This is a genomic window from Sulfurimonas sp. ST-25 (assembly GCF_048079205.1).
In the GTDB taxonomy this organism is placed as follows: domain Bacteria; phylum Campylobacterota; class Campylobacteria; order Campylobacterales; family Sulfurimonadaceae; genus Thiomicrolovo; species Thiomicrolovo sulfuroxydans.
The window spans coordinates 2,243,547-2,263,333 of sequence record NZ_CP182225.1 but is presented as its reverse complement, the minus strand read 5'-3'; the positions used below and the strand labels follow the sequence as shown (position 1 = coordinate 2,263,333).

Genomic DNA, 19,787 nt, shown 5'->3' with positions numbered 1-19,787 from the left:
CGATGTTTGATCATATTCTTTCGATTCTGATTTTCTTCCCGGCACTGGCCGGTATGCTGGGCTTTATCGTGTCCAAAGAGAGCATCCGCGCCTACGGGATCACGGTCAGCGCCATCGAGTTCGTGCTCTCCCTGGTACTGTGGTACGCCTACGACCCGAGTGTTTCGGGTATGCAGTTCATGGAACAGTTCGCTCTCGTCCCGGCGTTCGGCATCAACTACCTCCTGGGGGTTGACGGGATCTCGCTGTTCATTATCATCCTGGCGGCTTTCTTTACCCTGATCGGCATTGCGTCACTGACGGAGACCCGCCGTGTCAAGGACATGATCATCACCCTGCTGTTCCTGCAGATGACGATGGTCGGTGTTTTCGCGGCCCTTGATGCGATTGTCTTCTATGTTTTCTGGGAACTCTCTCTGGTCCCGATGCTCTATATCATCGGTGCCTGGGGCGGGCCGCTGCGCATCTACGCGTCGATCAAGTTCTTCCTGTACACCTTTACAGGGTCGCTTGTCATGCTCGTCGGTATGCTTTTCATGGCCTACTTCTACTTCCAGGCGACAGGGCAGTGGAGCTTCTCTATCCTCGAGTGGTACCGCCTGGTCCTGCCGGAAAACCTGCAGCTTTGGCTCTTTGTAGCCTTCTTCATCGGTTTTGCGATCAAAGTCCCGATGTTCCCGTTCCATACATGGCTGCCGTACGCCCACGGGCAGGCGCCGACGATCGGTTCGGTCATCCTGGCGGCGATCCTGCTGAAAATGGGGACCTATGCGTTCGTACGTTTCTCCCTGCCGATGTTCCCGGACGCTTCCGTCTTCTTTATGGTCCCGGTCGCGGTCATCGCGATCATCATGATCATCTACACGGCGATGGTCGCCTATGCGCAAGAGGACATCAAACAGGTCGTTGCATATAGCTCCATCTCCCACATGGGTGTCATCATCCTCGGTACCTTCGCAATGAACGTCGAGGGGATCAGCGGTTCGGTCTTCCTGATGATCGGGCACGGGGTCGTCTCCGGCGCGCTCTTCCTTTTGGTCGGCGTCATCTACGACCGCCGCCATACGAAGCTGATGAGCGAGTTCGGCGGTCTGGCGCAGGTGATGCCGCGCTACGCGACGATCTTCGGGATCATGATGATGGCCTCCGTCGGCCTGCCGCTCACGATTAACTTCGTCGGGGAGTTCCTGAGCCTGCTCGGCTTCTACTCCCAGTCGCATATGATGACGCTGCTCGCCGGTACGGCGATCATCGTCGGCGCGATCTACATGCTTTCCGCCTATAAGAAGGCGTTCTTCGGCGACGTGACCAAAGAGGAGAACAAGACCCTCAAGGACGTCAACAAGAAAGAGCTGGTCGCTCTGATCCCGCTGGCCATTATCGCGGTCTGGCTCGGTGTCTACCCGAAACCGGTCCTGACGCCGATCAATAACTCGGTCGAATCCATCGTTCAGCTGATGCACGAGAAGGCGATCACGCCGGAGGCAAAAGCAGCGATCCCGAACCCGGCCGAAACAAAAATCGCTATGGCTTCCGTCACGGAAGTCGAAGTGGACGTTGAAAGGGAGGCAGAATAATGTTGGAAGCTGTCAATGTATCTTTCGGTGAGCTGAACCTCGCCACCCTCGCCCCGATGCTCATCGCGATCACGGGCGCGCTCTCTATTCTGGTTGTCGACCTGGCAAAGAGCGGGCTGCACAAGTCCTTCTACGTTATGGTCTCCTTGCTGTTCCTGCTGCTCGACTTCGGCTCCCTCGTCGATTTCGCCGGTATCTTCACGGAAAACGGGACGATGCTCGGTTTCTTCAACGTGATGCTGATGGACGGGATCTCCATCCTGTCGCAGCTCATCATCGTCGGTGCGTCGATGCTCTTTATTCCGCTGGCCCTGACGTCGAAGCGTTTCCACGAGTACAACTACCCGGAGTACTTCTCGCTGTTCCTGTTCATGATCGCGGGCTTCCAGTTCATGGTCGCGACGGACAACCTGATCCTCGTCTTCGTCGGCCTCGAGACGGCGTCGCTGGCGCTCTATACGCTGATCGCCCTGCATAACCGTTCCAAGTCCTTTGAAGCGGCGGTCAAGTACTTTACAATGGGTGCGCTCGCCGCCGGCTTCTACGCCTTCGGTGCGATGATCTTCTACGCGATCAGCGGCTCGGTCGAGATCCATACGATCGCCGAAGTGATGGCGGCGGACAGCTTCGCCAACATCGGTTACGCCCTTGTCGGTACCGTCTTCATGCTGGCGGCGCTGGGCTTCAAGGTCTCCCTGGTACCGTTCCATACGTGGACACCGGACGTTTATGAGGGTTCCAGCGCGGCACTGGCGGGCTATATGTCCATCGTACCGAAGATCGCGGGCTTCGTTGTCGTCATGCGTCTGTTCGAGTTCATGGTCCACAGCGAAGTCGTCTGGCTTCAGGTGATCCTCTACGGCGGCGTCGTCGTGACGATGACCGCGGCGAACATCTGGGCGCTGGTCCAGACCGACGTCAAACGGATGCTGGCCTACAGCTCCATCTCCCACGCCGGTTTCGTCCTCGCGGCGATCCTGATCGGTACGACACAGGCGAATACGGCGCTCTTCCTCTACTGGGTGCTCTTCAGCTTCACGAACCTCGGTGCCTTTACGATGCTGTGGGTCAACCGCCAGAAGCACCTGCTGCCGGGCCAGAGCTCGGATCATCCGTACGAGAAGTTCGCCGGTATGGTCAAGATTATGCCTTTTGCGGCGGTCCTGATGGGTCTGTTCATGCTCTCGCTGGCGGGGATCCCGCCGTTCGGCCTCTTCTGGGGTAAACTCTACATGATCAGCTCCGCGGTCACTGGCGGCTATACGGTCCTGGCGCTTATCATGGCGCTCAACTCCGCCATTGCCGGGTACTACTACCTTAAACTGATCATCTATATGTTCATGAAAGAGCCGGTCATCCATGGCGTACACGAGTACTACATGATGAACGCCTCGCTCTCGCTCAAGACGATCATTGGGGTGGCAGCCTTCGTGACGATCTTCGCCGTCATCGCGGTCAACCCGCTCATCGAATTTATCGCGACCCTCGTCTACAACTCCGGGTACTGACCCCGGGGCGGCGTAGCCGTCGCCTTTTCTTCTTTGTCGGCGCTTCGCCGTTCTGTTTCCGTTTACTACCGATTTTATTAAAGTGCTACAATGATGCCATGAGGCTCTGAATATGCGATGGGCATGCTTGGGGCAACCGGAATTCCTGAGAAGGAGCTACGATGGATACGGAGACGCCCGACTCACTACAGCGCGGTCTGAGCAGCGAAGAGGCCGAAGCCCGTCTTGCGCAGTTCGGACCCAATACGATCGAGGAGAAGCAGGCCTCCTGGGCGGCCCGTCTTTTCAAACGCTTTTGGGGCCCTATTCCCTGGATGATCGAGACCGCCGCCGTTCTGGCGCTGAGCGTGCGGCGCTGGGAAGAGTTCACCATCATTATGGTCATGCTGATCGTCAATGCGGCGGTCGACTTCTACCAGGAGTCGAAAGCGCTGAACGCGATCGAGGTGCTCAAAAAGAAGCTGGCCCGAAAAGCGCTGGTCCTGCGGGACGCGGCATGGAAAACGATCGATGCCTCAGCGCTCGTCCCCGACGACATCATCAAGATCAAGATCGGCGATATCATCCCCGCCGACGCCAAACTGCTCAGCGGAAGCGACTATATCCAGGTCGACCAGTCCGCATTGACGGGGGAGTCCCTCCCCGTTGAAAAAGAGGTCGGTGACGACCTCTACGCCAACGCGATCATCCGCCAGGGGGAGCTGATCGCCCATGTCACGGGCACCGGATCGCACACCTATTTCGGAAAAACAGTCGGGCTCGTTGCCAAGGCGGAACGCGAAGGGCGGAGCCACTTTCAGAAAATGGTCGTGCGGGTCGGGAACTTCCTCATTCTACTGACACTGGCGATGATTGCCGTCATCGTCTACCACGGGGTGCAGAACAACGAACCGACGGTCGAGCTGCTGATCTTTTCACTGGTGCTGACGATATCGGCCATCCCCGTGGCCATGCCCGCGGTCCTCACCGTGACGATGGCTATCGGGGCACATGTCCTGGCGTTGAAGGAGGCCATCGTCAGCAGGCTTGCGGCGATCGAGGAGCTGGCCGGCATGGATGTGCTCTGCTCGGACAAGACGGGGACGCTGACGCAGAACCGCATGAGCCTGGCCGACCCCTACATTGCCGACGGTTTCGACGAAGAGGCACTGTATGTCTACGCCGCTTTGGCAAGCAGGGAGGAGAACGGCGACCCGATCGAACGCCCGATTTTTGACATGATCGACACCCGGGGGCTGCGGGAGCGGCTGACGCCATGGGAACTGAAGAAATTTCTCCCGTTCGATCCCGTCCACAAACGTACCGAGGGGATCTACGAGGGCGGGGAGTGCGAACTGATCGTCACCAAGGGGGCGCCGCAGATCATCATTGAACAGAGTGACGCGCACGAATTTGACCGCGAGCGGGCGTACGAGGGGGTGAGGCTGTTTGCGGAAAAGGGGTTCCGCACCCTGGGGGTCGCTTTCCGCAAATGCGAAGAGGATGTCTATCACTTCGTGGGCCTGCTTCCCTTTTTCGATCCGCCGAGGAGCGACTCCAAGCTGGCCGTGACGGAGGCGGAGGCGAACGGGATCGACGTCAAGATGGTGACGGGGGACAATATCGCCGTTGCGACCTATATCGCCCGGCTGCTGACCATCGGGGAACAGATCGAGGACGTCCGGGCGTTGAAGGGGGAATCCATCGAGGAGTACCTCTACCTCTCGAAGGTATTGACCTCGGCCATCACCGAGGCGGTGATGCCGCATGCCGCTACAGCCGAAGTGGATGCGAAAGTGAGGGAGATCCTGCAGAAGGTACAGCGCGAGCTTTACAACATGCCGATACCGAAGGGGGCGGTGAAGAAGCACGAATCGGAGATCATCGCCCTGATCGAGGCGGCGCACGGGTTTGCCCAGGTCTACCCGGAGGATAAGTATTTCATCGTCGACGAACTGCAGAAGGCAGACCATATCGTGGGCATGACCGGCGACGGGGTCAACGACGCTCCGGCACTGAAAAAGGCGGACTGCGGTATCGCGGTCGACGGGGCGACGGATGCGGCGCGCGCCGCGGCCGATATCGTGCTGACGGCGCCGGGCCTGCACGTGATCGTCGACGCCATCAAAGAGGCGCGGCAGATCTTCGAACGGATGAAGAGCTATACGATCTTCCGCATCGCCGAGACAATCCGCGTCATCATCTTCATGACGCTGGCCATCGTACTCTACGACTTCTACCCCGTGACGGCGCTGATGATCATCATCCTGGCGCTGCTCAACGACATCCCGATCATGACCATCGCCTACGACAATACCAAAGTAAGGCAGAGACCGGTACGGTGGGATATGCGGGAGGTGTTCGTCCTGGCGAGCTGGCTGGGGATCGCCGGGGTGCTCTCCTCGTTCACCCTTTTCTGGATCACGATGTCGCTGATGCATCTGCCGCTCGATTTCGTGCAGTCGCTCTTTTTCGTCAAGCTCATCATCGCCGGGCACGGCACGATTTTCAATACGCGTATCGATGAGTGGTTTTTCCGCCGTCCTTTCCCCTCGGCACCGCTGCTGTCGGCCTCGCTGCTCAGCGCCGCCGCCGGGACCGTCGTCGGCGTTTACGGATTCGGCGTGATGGTACCGATCGGTTGGGGGGCCGCCGCCGCCGTCGGGGCATACGCTTTCATCTGGTTCATCTTCAACGATGTCGTAAAAATGGCGGTTTTGCGCTATTATCGTAAACGGTTCGGCATCGCAGTGATCTGAGGGACAGACAGACGGAACACAGGACGCTGAGGTGGGGTGATGCCTTTTTGAGGAGTCGATAGATGGAAGAGTACTTTGACAGCCGGCTGGCGGATTTTGCCCTGACGGCGATGTTCAGTTTCCTGATCGGTCTGGAGATCAAGACCTACCGGCTCCGGTTCCATCCCACCGACCAGGAGCATACGTTCGGCTCGGCACGGACCTATACGTTTCTCGGCATCCTCGGTTATCTTTGCTGGCTGCTCGGTATGGCCCCCTATCTTGCCGCGATGGGAGGGGTGACCCTGCTGTTCGCGCTCTTTTACGTCCAGCAGCTCAACAAAGGTCGCCCGTCGATTCTCTTCTACCTCGCGGCGCTGCTTGTTTATACCCTCGGGCCGCTGTCGGAACGTTTTGCCATCTGGCTCCCTTCACTGGTTTTCGTCCTGATGATCTTTCTGCTCAACGCCAAACCGCGCCTGCAGGCGTTGTCCAAGAGCCTCAATGCCAATGAGCTGGAGACCGTCGGCAAAATGGTACTACTCTCGGCCGTCATTTTGCCACTGCTGCCGCATCAGCGCATCGGGACGTTCCTGCCCTTGTCGCCTTTCGAGCTCTGGAGCGCGGTCGTGATCGTATCATCGATCTCGTATGGCGGCTACCTGGCCCAAAAATACATCTTTCGCCAGCGAGGGTATCTGATCGCCGGGTTGATCGGCGGGCTCTACTCCAGTACGGCGACAACGGTCGTGCTCTCGCGCAAGGCCGCCGAGATCGGGAACCGGCGCCTGATGACGGGGGCCATCGTCGCCGCCTCAGCCATGATGTACCTGCGCCTGATCGTGATCGCCCTGATTTTCACCCCGGAGGTGGCGCGGGCGCTTCTGCTCCCTTTTATGCTCTTCGCCCTGGCGGCCTTTGCGATTGCCGCACCTTATGCCCTGCGGCAAAGCAGGGAGACGGTGCCCGTGGAAGGGAGTGTTGACAGAAACCCGCTGGAGCTGGGGACCGCATTCCTCTTTGCCGCCCTGTTTGTCGTAATGATGGCGGCGACGCAGCTCGTGACGGCCCATTTCGGCACGGGCGGGCTGCAACTGCTCTCCTTTGCTGTCGGCTTTACCGACATCGACCCTTTTGTCCTGTCACTGCTGACAGGCCATGAGGCGCTGAAAACGCCGGTGATCGTCTCATCGGTGATGATCGCCGCAGGCAGCAACAATCTGCTCAAAGCGATCTATGCCGTCTGGTTCGGAGGTTTTGCCGCTGGCCGGATTGCCGCGCTGTGGCTGCTGCTGCTCGGGATGTCGACCGTGGGCGTGGCGTTTATTATCTAGGAGAAGGTCATGCTTGAAGCGCTGGTGATGACGTACGGCTATGCAATGATCGCCGCGGGCACCTTCCTGGAAGGGGAGACGGTCCTTGTGATCGGCGGCTACCTTGCCCACGCAGGCTACCTGGAACTTCCTTGGGTGATCGCTTCGGCGTTTGCCGGCAGTTTTGTCGGGGACCAGCTCTACTTTTTCATCGGGCGCAGCCGGGGGACGGCACTGCTGGAGAAACGCCCGCGCTGGAAGGAAAAGTCCGAACGGATACGCGCGCTGCTGCATCGCCGACAGAACGCGCTGATCGTCGGCTTCCGTTTCCTCTACGGCTTACGGACGGTCACCCCCTTTCTGCTCGGAGCAAGCGGGATCGCCCCGGGGAAGTTTATGCTGCTCAATGCCGCCGGTGCGGTGCTCTGGGCCGTTGCTGTTGCGCTGGCGGGTTACCTGCTGGGGCACACCATGACGCTCTTTTTCGCCGAGGCGCACCGTTATGCCCTTTACGGTGCCCTTGGGATCGCCCTCGCCGCGATGGCGGTCTGGGGATGGCGCAGCGTCAGACGACAGCGTTGACGCGGTTCCGTCCCGCCGCTTTTGCCGCGTATAGCGCGGCGTCGGCCCGCCGGATAACGGCTTCATAGTCGGGGTCGCCGGGTTCTGTTTCGGCGATCCCGAAACTGGCGGTCACGACGTCTCCGCCGGCGGAGCTTTCATGGCGAATTTTCAGCGCTTCGATATGACGGCGCAGCTCCTCCGCAAAATGCGCGGCGTTGGCAAGAGGGGTATTGGGAAGCATGATGATGAACTCTTCGCCCCCGTATCTGGCGATGCAGTCGCCGGGGCGTTTGAGGGCCTCTTGCATTGTATGGGCCACGCTCAGTAGGCACTGGTCCCCCTCGATATGGCCGTAGGTGTCGTTGTAGGCTTTGAACGAGTCGATATCCGCCATGATCAGCGCGACAGGATGCTGTTCGCGCAGTGAGCGTTGGTACTCCTCTTTCAGACGCTTCATGAAGTGGCGGCGGTTGGCGATGCCGGTGAGCGGATCGATCATACTCTGTTCTTTGACGGTCTGGTAGGCGCGTCGCAGGCGCCAGCCGACCAGCAGGATAATCCCTAACCCGCTTAGGGCGATGAGAAGATGGCCTCCGCCCAGCGGAAGCTGCGGGGCGGTAATATGGGGGATGGTGACGCTGACAGCACCGCGGATATCACCGACCTTGTAGCCTTGGGAGGCGTGACATTTCAGGCAGCTTTTCTCCGTATAGAGCGGTGCCATGTAACGGTACCCGCCGTCGAAAAAGGCGCCGTACTCCTTTGCACCGTGGTAAAAGGATTCAAGTACCGTGCGCTCCCAGGCTTTCGGTGCATTCTCGGGACGGATCGGACGTAGGCTGGTGATATGGATCTGCAGGCCGTCGTACTTTTCCGCCAGTTCGGAGAGCTGGCGGGTCATATAGGCTGGGTTGACGAGGGTCAGCAGCTGCCCATCCGGCAGAGGGATGTCCCGCCGCACATTCTTGAGGTGGGGGTTAGGCGGTGTTGATTCGTCGGCGAATACGTAGACCCCGCCGTGGCGTGCATTCCACTCGCGGGTCAGTACAATCTGCTGGAAGAAGGCCCGCCCGCTTTTGAGCATGGCGTCCTCCTCAAGGTTTTTGTTATGGTAAAACTCCCATGTCCATGAGAAAAGGACAACTAATATCCAGCCGCCTGCGAGTAAGGCGATTTTACCTTTCATTATTGCACTCCCTGATTGATCGATATTATTAAGTGTATATTTATCTATTATAACACGGAGGGAATTAAGGTGAAATGGGCGTAAAAGTTAATCGGAAAGAGCGGAAATTATGGGCTCCAGCAGTGCTTCGTAGGGCAGCAGGGTTTGTGAGGCAAACTGGTTGCGGTTAAAGGTTTGTTGCCGTTTGGCAAGCTGCGCCGTGTGGGTAATGATCTGTTGTGTCATCTCCTCTTTGGAGACTTTCCCGTCAAGGAACGCCAGCACTTCGATGATGCCGATCGCCTTCATGGGGTTGGGTACACGCCCGTACTGCTGCTCGAGACGGGCGACTTCATCGATGAGCCCGGAGGCGATCATCTTGTGGGTGCGCAGGGTGATACGCTCGCGCAGCAGGTCGCGGGGGACGTCGATTGCGAAGAGGGGGACATCGGTCAGGATCGGTTCGGGGGGGTGGGCCGCAAACCATGCCGAGGGGGCAGTGCCCGTCTGCAGGTAGATCGTCAGCATCTTTTCGGTGCGGTAGCGGTCGTTGGCGTCGATCCCGGCCATATAAGCGGGGTCGACGCTCTGAAGAAGGGCGTACGCCTTCGCCTGGTCCTGCAGCATTGCCGCGACCTTTTGCCGCGTTATTTCATCGGTGACGGGGGTTTCGGAGATCCCTTCGAAAAGCACCTTGAGATAAAAGGAGGTGCCGCCGACGATGATCAGCGGCACACCGGCGGCTTCGCAGTCGCGGCGGGATTGCCGGTAGAGGTCGACGAAGGTCGTGACGTCGAAGGGCCGGTCCGGCGTCAGGACGTCGATGCCGTAGTGGATGATCTCCCCGCGCTCTTCAATGGTGGGCTTGGCGGAGGCGATGTCGATCCCTTTGTAGATGCTGAGGGAATCAAGGGAGAGGATACGTGCACCCGTGACGGCGGCGGCTTGCAGGGCGAGGTCGCTCTTGCCCGAGGCCGTGGGTCCGATGAGGGCGATCGTTTTCATGACGACAGTATACGCTACAATCGCTGTTAAAGTTGTGTGCAACGGGTACAAGGAGAAGCAGGATGAAACTGGCGGGCTATGCGGTTGCGATCGTGACGCTGTTGGCGTTATGGGGGTGCGAAGCGATGGTGTTCCAGCCCGATTCGCGGCTCTACACGACGCCCTCGGATCTCAACCTCAGTTACCGGGAAGCGCACTTCGATTCGAAAGACGGTACGCGGCTGTCGGGCTGGTGGCTCGAACCGCCATCCGCACGGCTGGGAACGGTGATCATTGTGCACGGAAACGCGCAGAACATCTCGGCGCACTTTACCGGGTTTGACTGGCTGGTACGGGCGGGGTACGAGGTATTTATCTTCGATTACCGGGGGTACGGCACCTCGGAGGGCACCCCGGGGCTGGAGGGGGCGGTGGAGGACACCGAAGCCGCCCTGGGATACGTGCTGGCCCGGCGCGGGGGAAAGGTGACCGTCATCGGGCAGTCGCTGGGGGGTGCGCTGCTGTTTAATGCCCTGGCGCGGCGGGGGACGGAGCGGATTGCGCTGGCCGTCTTCGACAGTACCTTCGCTTCGCTGCCCCAGGCGGGCAGGGAGGCACTTGACCGCTCCGTCGTGGGGTGGCCGGTGCAGTGGAGCGCGACGCTGGCCCTGACGGACCGCTTTGATCCCATCGGGATCGCCCCGTCGCTGGCGGTGCCGAAGCTCTACCTTGCCGGCTCCAAAGACGGCATCATCTCCCCCAACCACAGCTGGCAGCTCTTTGATGCGTCGGCGCGGCCGCGCGCCTTCTGGCTCGTGACGGATGCCGGGCATATCAACGCCTTCGCCCATCCCCGGGTCCGGCAGCGCTTTTTGTCGTTTCTGCGCAGGCCTCTCTTTGACCAGGATGCCTCGGCTATGCTGATTTTTGATACAATTAAACAAAAAAGTGAGTAGCCGGGTGAAACGCATCGTCGCCAAACTGCATGATTTCAATGAGCTGGTGATGTTCCAGCACTCCATCTTCTCTCTTCCGTTCATCTTTATCGCGATGATCGTCGCCGCCGGGGGATGGTTCGGATTTTCGCTGCTGCTGCTGGGGATCCTTGCGGCGATATCGGCGCGCAACTTCGCCATGGGGGTCAACCGCTATGCCGACCGCGATATCGACGCGCTGAATCCGAGGACCCAGGAGCGCCCCAATGCCGACGGCCGTCTTGACAGCACGACGATCCTGCTTTTTTCCGTTGTCAACGCCCTCGTCTTTATCATTGTCGCCTACCTGATCAACGACCTGGCCTTTATGCTGGCGATTCCCGTCCTGGCGGTACTGGGAAGCTATTCGTATTTCAAGCGTTTCAGCGAGCTGGCCCATGTCGTGCTGGGCATTTCCCTGGGACTTGCGCCCCTGGCCGGGGTGGTTGCGGTGAGCGAAAGTGTGCCGCAGTGGTCGGTGCTGCTCTCCCTTGGCGTCCTTTTCTGGGTCGCCGGCTTTGATCTGCTCTATTCGCTGCAGGATATCGAATTCGACAAGCTTCACGGGTTGCACTCCGTGCCTTCCGTCTACGGCCCGAAAGCGACCCTCTTCATCTCGACCCTCTTTCACCTCAATACGGTGCTGTTCTGGTGGATGTTCGTCTGGGCGGCGGAGCTGGGCTTTTTTGCCTGGATGGCTGTGGCAGCAAGTACGCTGATGCTGGGGTATGAACACTACCTTGTCCGCAAGGACTTTACGAAGATCGATCGCGCCTTCTTTACCGTCAACGGCTACCTCGGGATCGTTTTCCTGGTGCTGATCATTCTGGACCAGTGGATGCGCTAGGCCGTTGAGGCTGAAACTGCTAGGGGTAATCGCTGTCAGTCCGGTGAGAATATAGCTGATGTCCGTATGGATGCGGTTGAACGTTTTGTTAAAGCGGGGTAGGGTGGAAAATTGCGTCTAGAAAAGAGGTGTCCCGCAGGGATGCGGAACGGGGCCGGAATTACTTCAGGCCAGCGATGTAAGCTGCAACAGCTTTGATGTCTGCTTCAGAGTACGGAGCAACCTGACCTTTCATCAGTGCACCCATACCGTGGATGTTGCGTGTACCGGCTTTGTAACCGTTGAGCGCTTCTTCAGTCGTAGCAGCATCCCAGCCTTTGATGACTTGAGATTTGCCGAGGGCTTTTTTCTCGCCGTTTGCACCGTGGCATGCAGCACATTTTTTGTACAGAGCAGCACCGTCAGCCGCCATAAGAGATACGCTAGCAACAAGCAGAGTCAGAGCGATTTTTTTCATTTTTAGGTCTCCAAGTGAAAATTTCGGGGTTCATTATACAGATTTGACTCTTAAACATTGTTAATCATTCCTATTAGTTTCGCTTAACGAGATGTTCACTTCTGTTGAATAAACAGGCTCTTAGAGGGTTGTTACGTTCAAAATGGTAAAATCCCCATTATTTTTAACATGGGGAAAACGATGCGCTATATTGATGACGACCTGAAAGACAAGACGATTTTGATCACGGGAGGCGCGGGCTTTATCGGCGCGAACCTGGCTTTCTATTTTCAGGAGAATCACCCCGATGCCCATGTCGTCGTCCTCGACAGCTTCCGCAGCGGTGAGACGCTCAGCAACGGCAACCTTAAAAGCTTCGGTCACTTCAAGAACCTGATCGGCTTCCGCGGCGAGGTGATCAGCGGCGACATCAACGACAAGGCGCTGCTGGCCAAGCTGGAGGGAGATTACGATTTCGACTACATCTTCCACGAAGCGGCGATCTCCGACACGACGGCGCTGGAGCAGGACCTAATGATCCGCACCAACCTTAACGCCTATAAAGACCTCCTTGACATGGCGGTGCGCCAGGGGGCCAATATGATCTACGCCTCTTCAGGCGCGACCTACGGTGACGCCCCTTCGCCGCAGCGCGTCGGGGTCGAGGCGCCGCAGAACGTCTACGGCTTCTCCAAGCTGATGATGGACCATCTCAGCCGCGATTACATGAAACGCGAGAAGATCGGCATCGTCGGCCTGCGCTATTTCAATGTCTACGGCCCGCGGGAGTTCTTCAAGAACAAGACCGCCTCGATGGTCGTACAGTTCGGCCACCAGCTCCTCTCGGGCAAAAACCCGCGCCTCTTCGAAGGCTCGGACAAGATCGTGCGCGACTTCATCTACATCGAGGATATCATCCAGGCGAACGTCCTGGCGATGCACCCCAAAGAGAACGGCATCTACAACGTCGGGACCGGGAAGGCGCGCTCCTTCCAGTCCATCGTCGACACGCTCCAAAAAGAGCTGGGGACAGCGCTGCCGTGCGAGTACATCCCGAACCCCTTTGTCGGACGCTACCAGTTCCACACCGAGGCGGACATCGGCAGCACGATGCGGGGGCTGGGTTACAAGCCGCGCTATGAGCTCGAAGACGGGATCAAAGCCTACATTCCCGAGATCAAGCGCCTCTTTGAAGAAGAGGTCAAATGATCCAGTTGCTGCGTAACAGCCGTCCCAATATCCTCGTCGTCGGCGATCTGATGATCGACCACTACCTCTGGGGCCGGGCGGAACGCATCTCCCCCGAGGCGCCGGTGCAGGTCGTCGACGTCGCTAACGAGACGACGGTACTGGGCGGGGCGGGCAACGTCATCAACAACCTGATCGCCCTGGGCGCCTCCGTCAGCGTCGCTTCGGCTATCGGGGACGACGCCAACGGCAAGGAGCTGACGCTGATGCTCAAAAGCATCGGGGTGAAGACGGAGGGACTGGTGACGCAGCCGGGCCGCAAGACGAGCAAAAAGAGCCGCGTCATCGCCGCGAACCAGCAGATCCTGCGCTACGACAAAGAGTCCAAGGACGCCATTACGGAGGGCTCCGAGGCGAAGATCCTCGCCGCAGTCGAGAAGGACCTTTTCCTCTACGACATCATTATTCTCTCCGATTACGGCAAAGGGGTGCTCACCCCGACCTTGGCACAGGGGGTCATCACCCGCGCACGCGCGGGGGGCAAGAAGGTGCTCGTCGATCCGAAAGGGCGCGACTACACGAAGTATCGCGGCGCGCACCTGCTCACCCCCAACAAAAAAGAGGCGATCGAGGCGACCGGCATCGAGATCAAAGACGACGAAAGTCTCAAGGCGGCGCTGCTGTGGCTGAAAAGCGAGTGCGGCCTCGACCGTTCCATGATCACTCTCTCCGAAGACGGGATCGCGATCTTCGACGAAAAGCTCAAGCGTTTCCCGACCGTAGCCCAGGAGGTTTACGACGTGACGGGGGCGGGCGATACGGTGATCGCCTCCATCGCGTTTGCGCTGAGCTCGGGGCTCAGCATCGACGACGCGGCCCGTTTCGCGAACCTCGCTGCCGGGGTCGTCGTCGGCAAGATCGGTTCGGCGACGGTAACCCTGGATGAGATCGAAGAGTACGAGGCGATGCTGCACCAGAGCAGTTCCGATGCGCACATCAAGAGCTTCGAGGAGATCGACCGGATCGTCAACCGCTGCCGGGCCGGTGGCAAACGCATCGTCTTTACCAATGGCTGTTTCGACATTCTGCACGTCGGCCACGTCAAGTACCTTCAGGTCGCCAAGAGCTTCGGCGACATCCTGATCGTCGGGCTCAATGCCGACGCCTCCGTCCGTGCGCTCAAGGGCCCCTCACGCCCGGTCAATAGCGAAGACGACCGCGCCTATATCCTCGCCGCCCTCGAGTCGGTGGACTATGTCGTCAAATTCGGCGACGACACGCCTTACGAGCTGATCAAGATGCTCCGCCCCGACGTCCTCGTCAAGGGGGGGGACTATGAGGGTAAAGCCGTCGTCGGAACCGAATTTGCAGGCGAGCTGAAACTCGTCGATTTCGTTGAAGGCAAAAGTACGACGAAGACCATAGCAAGAATCCAGGAGGGAACAACATGCTGAAAACTTTGGTAACCACGCTGGCGCTCGGCTGCTCGCTGTTCGCGATGCACGAAGCGGAACTGAACCTGAACAACTACGATCTCAATGCGAAGCTCGACTTTGACATGGGACAGTTCAACGATGCCGTCGATCCGGAGACGGTCTTTCTCGGGGCCCGTTACCTCCGCGGCTCCTATCATCACAGCGACGAACTCCGCGACAAGGACCACGATCTCTTCGATGCGCACTTTGCCGTAGCGCAGCGTCTCTCGGGCACCGATGCCCTGACCCTCGGGCTCGGGGTGAAATTCGTCTATACCTCGATCGAAGGGTACGATTTTGACGCCCTGCCGATCGGTGTTTTTGCGCGTTACGAGCTGCCGCTGAACCTGCCGGTTCCCTTTATCGTGGGCGGGGCGCTCTATTACGCACCGGAGGTGCTGGCGTGGCAGGATGCGAAGAACTACCTCGAATACGACCTCTCCCTCGATATCCGGATCATCGACCGCGCCGCGGTGACGGCGGGCTACCGGAAAATCGATACGGATTTCGATCTCCCCGGCGGGGACTTCACCTTCAACGAGGCGTGGTACGTCGGCGTCAAGTTCCGCTTTTAAACACTTTCTTTCTCGGCGGGGCTGGACGATCAGACGCTCCGCCGCCTCAATGACTTCATACGCTTCAATCGATTTCATACATTCATGGTGTCACCATTGATGAACACGCTCATGGAACAAAGTCCCATAAGCTACGCTGGCCGCTGTGGCACTGAAGCTAGCCTTTGACAAGGCAGAATCAGACAATAAGTTTTTCTGCTGCCTCAATGACTTCATACGCTTCAATCGATTTCATACATTCATGGTGTTTAAGGGGACATTCGCGTTTCATGCAGGGGGCGCACTCCATGTCGTGGCGGACGATGGCGCTTTTGGGGTTGCCCCACTGGCAGGTCTCTTTGTGGCGCGTCGGGCCGAAGATCGCGACGGTGGGGACGCGGTAGGCGGCCGCGACGTGCATCGGACCGCTGTCGTTGGTGACAAAGAGCGAAAGTCCCCCGACAGCGGCGCAGAGTTCGGTGATGGTCGTTTTTCCGGCAAGGTTGCGGTAGTTCCCCACCCCCCGTGCCTGCAGATCCTTTTCAATCGCCTCCGCCATGGCCGTTTCGCCGGGACCGCCGAAGATGACGATGTCGTAGCGGTCGGCGAAGTGGGCGGCGACGGCGGCGAACTTTTCGGGGTACCACCGCTTGGCCGAACCGTAGGTCGCCCCCGGGTTGATGCCGAGCGTCGGCCGTTCAAAGGTGTGGGGCGGGATGAAGAGGCGCAGCGGCCCCGGCACGGTTTCGGTGCCGCAGAGGCGGTCGGCCAGCCGCTGGTACTGCGCCGTCAGATGCTCCTCGCGCGAAAGGGCGACGGCGTCGCTGAGCAGCAGCCGCGCATGCCAGCTCGCACGGGCGACGCTTCTGGGGGTCCCCGTCCAGCGCAGCAGTAGCGAGGCGTGCAGCTGGTTGCGGAAGCTGACGGCGGCGTCATGGCGGCCGATCGTTTTGGCGAAGCGGTAGGTGTTGGCAAGGCGGTTCCCGCCCTTCTTTGTCTCGTCAACGTAGGCATTGACACACATCGGGTGGTGTTTGAGCGCTTCGATAGCGACATAGGAGCCGACCAGGGTCAGCCGCGCCTGGGGGTAGCATTCGCAGAGTGACTCGATGGCGGCCGTGGCCATGAGCGCGTCGCCGAGCCAGTTGGGCAGGATGATCAGCAGTTTCACGCTTCGTCCTTTTCAATCAGATAGACCGGGGCGCCGGCGACCGTGAGGGCATCCGTCGTAAAGGGGTTGCCGTCACGGCCGATAAAGTGGCGGGGCTCGGCAAAGTGCTGGGTATACTCGGTCCCGTTCGTCCAGAAGATGCGCAGCAGGCCTTCGGGGCGCTGCAGCACCATTTCGAACCGTTCGCGGCGCTGCTGAAGGGCGATGTGCCGCGCCTCTTTCAACAGGGAAGTCATGGTTTTGAAGGCGTGAAATGCCGGGCGTTCCCGCCAGCCTTCCCGCGTATCGACGAGACCGTAGCCCGGGGCGGCGAGCTGGTGCCAGTAGACGGTCGCGACCTGCTGCGTGGCCAGGGCGAGCAGGTAGTAGCGCACCATGTACGAAGCGTAGGTCTCCTCGTCGACGCACTCCTTTTCGCTGGTCGGTGCATAAGGGGCCGTCCCCGTCAGCGGCCAGTTCGCCTCCGTGAGGTAAAGGGGACGCTTTGCACGGGGGGAGAGCATCACCAGGGAGGAGAGAAAGTTGATCTTGCAGGGGAGGTCGCACCCGGCCTGGGTGTTTTCCGGCGCCCCGCGGCGGTCGACGTAGAGCAGGGCATTGACGGCATCGAAGCGAACACCGCGGAGGTTGAAAAGGGCGTGGGCGGCGAAGTGGTATTCAAAATCAATGACGCCCGGGCCGATAAGTTGCAGCTCCGGGAAAGCATCGTCACGGAGATGCTGCGCCGTTTTGAAAAAATCCAGGTATTCGTTGACACTGGCAAACCCCCATTTGGCACGGTTGAGGGTGGTCCCGATCTGAAAGCGGTTCCCGAAGGGGGAAAGGGCGGTAAAGGTCTGTTCGAGCGTCTCTTTTCGCAGTGCGGCGTCCTCAATGTGTTCGCGGTCCTGCATCAGGACGAAAAAGAGCTGTTTCCCCTCAAGCTGCCTGACGAAAGAGACGATACTGTCCAGTTCGCTGCGCTCCCAGAGTTTGACCCGGATCAACAGCTCCTCGACACCGAGCGAAGCGACCGCTTTCAACGTGGCGTCCGGCGCGCGCAAAGGGTCGACGACCAGCCCGGCAAAGCGGGGGGCGTCAATAGGGTGGCGGCGCAGGAAGGGCATGGCCAGGAGGGCCAGCGGCAGCCATAGCAGGCCCGAGAGCGCCGTTTTGACGAGGGAGGCACGTTGCGCTTTGCGCAGCCTGTGTTTGAGGGCGCGGTCTTTGAGCTGATAAGGCTGATCGGAGTGGAAATCCCATGCGTACGGCGGTTTCATGGGACGTATTATAGCGAAGCGGGTGTCAGCGTCTGCCCGCCAGAGAGGCGTACGCCGGCCGGGTTGCGCGGTAGGTATGGAAACGGCCTGTTTCCCCGGCAAACAGCAGTCGCTGGGAGACGTCGGTAAAGGCGGCGGCGCGCAGGGTATAGTCTTCGGAATTGCGCTCGCACGCTGCGGGTTTTGCCCTGTATCGGGAGACGTCATAGCAGGTGACTTCTCCCGTGTCAGCAAGGTACTCGACGGCTTGCATCCCCTCGACCCACCCCAAGATGCCGTTGCGGTAATAATCGGCGACGAAATGGTGATCGCTGACAAGCGATTTTCCGCTGAAATCCGGCATCAGTTTTTTGTAATCCCCGAAGACGATGTCGACGACGGTCGGGGCGATGTCACGCTGCGACACATAATGGTCGAGGTAGTGCGGTGCAATGCTGGCACCGTAGAAGGCAAGGGGGATCATAAAGTTCTCAAAGGTGCCGTCGACGCCTCCGCCGCAGTGGTCGGCGAAAAAGACAAAGAGCGTGTTCGGGTAGCGTACCTGCACCGCCGCGACGAACTCTCCCAGGGCCGCGTCCGCAAAATGCAGCGCATTCAGGCGGTTGTTCTGTTTTTCATCATCGGCGAAACGGGTTTTCCCGACCCCCTCCGGGAGCTTGTCGTCATGGGTCGTGGCACCGTTGATACCGAGCACGAAAGGCGAAGAACTCTCCCCGAGTTTCTGCAGGGTAAAGGCGTAGAGGTCCTGGTCGTAGACGCCCCAGAAGTTGCTTCCGAATCGGCGTTCGGTCACGTCCTCTTTGCCGTAGCTTTCTCGAAAACCCAGTTTTTGTGCCAGCGCGCCCGTGCCGCTGGTCTCCTTGGCTGTCCCTTGGAAGAAGATACTGCGGTATCCGCGGGCATTGAAGAGGTCGATGACCGAACGGTAGCGGAAGTTCTGCAGCTGGGTTTTCGCGACACTCCTGGCAAGGGGGTTCTGATAGGAGACGAGGGTGGTGAACATCCCTTCCGTCGTCCGGTGACCGCCGGCAATCGCGGCTTTCGGACGGAGCGAACGGGGAAGGATACTGTCGAAAAAGGGTGTCGTCTGGAGCGCATGCCCGTAGGGCTGCATATTGACGCCGCTCCACCCTTCTAGGAAGAAGAAGATGACGTTCGGCGCGGCGTCCATGCCGTTCGCGGTGCTGCCGTCGTTATAGATTTCGGCAAACCCCCGTTTGACTTCCCGCGGCGAAAGCTTGGCGACGCGTCGGGGCAGGAGACGCCCTTCCGTGTCGACGAGGGAGAAGAGGGCGCTGTAGCTCCCGTTAAGTGCCAGCTGCGCCAGGCGGGCGTCTCCGATCTGGCTTGATTGCCAGGGGGTCAGGGGGATGTGCGCGAACATCCCGCGGATGAAGAAGACGGAAAGGCCCAACAGCAGCAGGGTTTTCGGAAGGTAGTAGCGGTCGAGGGGAACCGGGTGCAGCCGGGCGCGGCCAAAACGGTAGAAGCCCCATACCATCAGCGGCACGGCGGTCAGTGCGGTGAGGGTGAAGAGGGTGTTCTGCCCGAGCGCCGTCATAAAAAGCCCGCCGGCATCGTTGAAAACATCGGTGATCTCGTAGGCGATATGGTGGGAGGCATCTTCGAAGTAGAGAATGTCGGAGAGTTGCAGCATGACGAGCGAACCGAGAAGCAGCGCGGCACCGATGTGCAGAAGCCGGGCATTAAACTGCCCCAGCGTCGCAAACAGCGTGACGATGGCGGCGGCGGCGAAATCGAAACGGTACCCCCATACAAGGGCGTGCAGCAGGGATGCAAAGGGGTAGCCGCCGAAACGATCGGCGTAGAAGGCGAGAAAAAGCAGTTTGGTCGCCGCCAGCAGCAGATAGGCGAGTGCAAACAGCGTAAAGTAGTTGCGCAAAAAAATCATGGACTACCCTCTCCCCGGTTACCGGCATCGGGGGAGTACGGGGGACGTTCTCCCCGGAATGCGCTGTTTTGTTGTCAGAATGTAACCCTATTGTATCCTATTTCTAATACCCCATTGGGTACAATCACCTCCAAGAAAACCGC

16 protein-coding genes are annotated in these 19,787 nt (G+C 59.2%); 10 read left to right on the top strand and 6 right to left on the bottom strand.

Translation table 11 applies throughout. The features are described from left to right. Positions 1-2: 2 nt before the first annotated feature. The 5 genes from ACM66T_RS11680 (at position 3) to ACM66T_RS11660 (ending at position 7,697) form a co-directional block, all read left to right on the top strand. Positions 3-1,577, top strand: coding sequence for an NADH-quinone oxidoreductase subunit M (locus ACM66T_RS11680; protein ID WP_416768579.1), 1,575 nt, complete (start codon positions 3-5; stop codon positions 1,575-1,577). Next, positions 1,577-3,085 carry an NADH-quinone oxidoreductase subunit NuoN gene (gene nuoN, locus ACM66T_RS11675; protein WP_231019187.1) on the top strand — a complete coding sequence of 503 codons (1,509 nt, stop codon included), beginning with the start codon at positions 1,577-1,579 and terminating at the stop codon, positions 3,083-3,085. Before ACM66T_RS11680 ends, nuoN begins: the two co-directional genes overlap by 1 nt. Positions 3,086-3,246: 161 nt before the next feature. Continuing rightward, positions 3,247-5,823 (top strand): HAD-IC family P-type ATPase, encoded by a 2,577-nt coding sequence (locus ACM66T_RS11670; protein WP_416768578.1) that lies wholly within the window; start codon positions 3,247-3,249, stop codon positions 5,821-5,823. 62 nt (positions 5,824-5,885) lie between these two features. Beyond that, positions 5,886-7,136: an MgtC/SapB family protein gene (locus ACM66T_RS11665; protein WP_231019185.1), complete on the top strand. Its 1,251-nt coding sequence runs from the start codon at positions 5,886-5,888 to the stop codon at positions 7,134-7,136. Between the two features lie 9 nt (positions 7,137-7,145). Continuing rightward, complete coding sequence (locus ACM66T_RS11660; RefSeq protein ID WP_231019184.1) at positions 7,146-7,697, top strand: DedA family protein; 552 nt, start codon at positions 7,146-7,148, stop codon at positions 7,695-7,697. On the opposite strand, the gene ACM66T_RS11655 is transcribed toward ACM66T_RS11660, so the two are convergent. Both ACM66T_RS11655 and miaA read right to left on the bottom strand, forming a co-directional pair. Further along, positions 7,681-8,865: a diguanylate cyclase gene (locus tag ACM66T_RS11655; protein ID WP_231019182.1), complete on the bottom strand. Its 1,185-nt coding sequence runs from the start codon at positions 8,863-8,865 to the stop codon at positions 7,681-7,683. The genes ACM66T_RS11660 and ACM66T_RS11655 overlap by 17 nt on opposite strands. A gap of 87 nt (positions 8,866-8,952) precedes the next feature. Then, positions 8,953-9,849 carry a tRNA (adenosine(37)-N6)-dimethylallyltransferase MiaA gene (miaA, locus tag ACM66T_RS11650; RefSeq protein WP_231019181.1) on the bottom strand — a complete coding sequence of 299 codons (897 nt, stop codon included), beginning with the start codon at positions 9,847-9,849 and terminating at the stop codon, positions 8,953-8,955. A 62-nt stretch (positions 9,850-9,911) separates the two neighbouring features. Between miaA and ACM66T_RS11645 the strand changes: the two genes are divergently transcribed. Both ACM66T_RS11645 and mqnP read left to right on the top strand, forming a co-directional pair. Next, the gene (locus ACM66T_RS11645) at positions 9,912-10,784 is read left to right on the top strand and encodes an alpha/beta hydrolase (RefSeq protein ID WP_231019180.1); all 873 of its coding nucleotides are present in this window, start codon (positions 9,912-9,914) and stop codon (positions 10,782-10,784) included. A gap of 4 nt (positions 10,785-10,788) precedes the next feature. Further along, the gene (gene mqnP, locus ACM66T_RS11640) at positions 10,789-11,649 is read left to right on the top strand and encodes a menaquinone biosynthesis prenyltransferase MqnP (protein ID WP_231019179.1); all 861 of its coding nucleotides are present in this window, start codon (positions 10,789-10,791) and stop codon (positions 11,647-11,649) included. Between the two features lie 160 nt (positions 11,650-11,809). Here mqnP and ACM66T_RS11635 read toward each other — a convergent pair whose 3' ends face one another. Then, positions 11,810-12,106 carry a c-type cytochrome gene (locus tag ACM66T_RS11635; RefSeq protein WP_231019178.1) on the bottom strand — a complete coding sequence of 99 codons (297 nt, stop codon included), beginning with the start codon at positions 12,104-12,106 and terminating at the stop codon, positions 11,810-11,812. A 180-nt stretch (positions 12,107-12,286) separates the two neighbouring features. Between ACM66T_RS11635 and rfaD the strand changes: the two genes are divergently transcribed. The 3 genes from rfaD to ACM66T_RS11620 are packed head-to-tail and all read left to right on the top strand — an operon-like array spanning position 12,287 to position 15,323. Further along, positions 12,287-13,294 (top strand): ADP-glyceromanno-heptose 6-epimerase, encoded by a 1,008-nt coding sequence (gene rfaD, locus ACM66T_RS11630; protein ID WP_231019177.1) that lies wholly within the window; start codon positions 12,287-12,289, stop codon positions 13,292-13,294. After that, the gene (rfaE1, locus tag ACM66T_RS11625; protein WP_231019176.1) at positions 13,291-14,727 is read left to right on the top strand and encodes a D-glycero-beta-D-manno-heptose-7-phosphate kinase; all 1,437 of its coding nucleotides are present in this window, start codon (positions 13,291-13,293) and stop codon (positions 14,725-14,727) included. Before rfaD ends, rfaE1 begins: the two co-directional genes overlap by 4 nt. Next, entirely contained in the window at positions 14,721-15,323 is a 603-nt protein-coding gene (locus ACM66T_RS11620) for a YfaZ family outer membrane protein (protein ID WP_231019175.1), read from the top strand. The genes rfaE1 and ACM66T_RS11620 overlap by 7 nt, the downstream gene beginning before the upstream one ends. A gap of 178 nt (positions 15,324-15,501) precedes the next feature. Here the strand turns inward: ACM66T_RS11620 and waaF are convergent, their stop codons facing one another. Genes waaF through ACM66T_RS11605 form a run of 3 tightly spaced genes read right to left on the bottom strand, consistent with a single transcriptional unit; the run spans position 15,502 to position 19,644 of the window. Continuing rightward, the gene (gene waaF / locus ACM66T_RS11615; RefSeq protein ID WP_231019174.1) at positions 15,502-16,473 is read right to left on the bottom strand and encodes a lipopolysaccharide heptosyltransferase II; all 972 of its coding nucleotides are present in this window, start codon (positions 16,471-16,473) and stop codon (positions 15,502-15,504) included. Next, the gene (locus ACM66T_RS11610; RefSeq protein ID WP_231019173.1) at positions 16,470-17,732 is read right to left on the bottom strand and encodes a glycosyl hydrolase; all 1,263 of its coding nucleotides are present in this window, start codon (positions 17,730-17,732) and stop codon (positions 16,470-16,472) included. The genes waaF and ACM66T_RS11610 overlap by 4 nt, the downstream gene beginning before the upstream one ends. 25 nt (positions 17,733-17,757) lie before the next feature. Then, positions 17,758-19,644, bottom strand: a complete 1,887-nt coding sequence (locus ACM66T_RS11605) for an LTA synthase family protein (protein ID WP_231019172.1) — start codon at positions 19,642-19,644, stop codon at positions 17,758-17,760. Between the last annotated feature and the right edge of the window lie 143 nt (positions 19,645-19,787).